This is a genomic window from Oleiphilus sp. HI0079 (assembly GCF_001635105.1).
Window position 1 is genome coordinate 1 of record NZ_LWFT01001153.1, and the last position, 518, is coordinate 518.

General features: G+C 46.2%; 1 protein-coding gene. It reads right to left on the bottom strand.

The window, feature by feature from the left end:
• Window positions 1–43: 43 nt before the first annotated feature.
• A partial coding sequence (gene lptE / locus A3750_RS20450) for an LPS assembly lipoprotein LptE (RefSeq protein WP_197475201.1) occupies window positions 44–518 on the bottom strand: 475 nt, incomplete at its 5' end.

Below are 518 nucleotides of genomic sequence, written 5' to 3' on the forward strand. Positions count from 1 at the left end.
CCTCTAGATGTGAGCGTAATTGTGCTGGTTTAAGCCGCACGTCTCAATTACCGATACGAATAAGAGTTAGTTGTCGAATGATCTCTTGCGCTAGACTTTGATCTAGNGCTTTTGTGATCGCCGCTTGCTCTCGGTCTTTTGCGAGTAATTCAGATGAGCTATGGCGATATATACGTCGAGCACTGATTTCGTTCGTGTACTGGGATTCATCGCTTGCGGATTCTTTGAGCGAGAACTTTAAGGAGCGAGTCAGTTCGTATTCATCCGCCGTTGCGTCTTGATTCAACGTAAACACGCGTTCTTTTGCTTCGATACTAAAAACTCGAAGCTCAAAAAGCGCGTCTTTTGTCATTGTCACTTTGTGGCTTGCTAGCTCCCTTTCCAGTTCCTGACATAAATCCCAAGATGAGGTTTTATCGCAACTAAGGCTTACCTCGCTAAAGCCTAGAGAGTCCAAGTCTGCGGTGCGGACATGAAACCCGCACCCTTGAAGCGTTAGAGATATAGAGATCGCGATG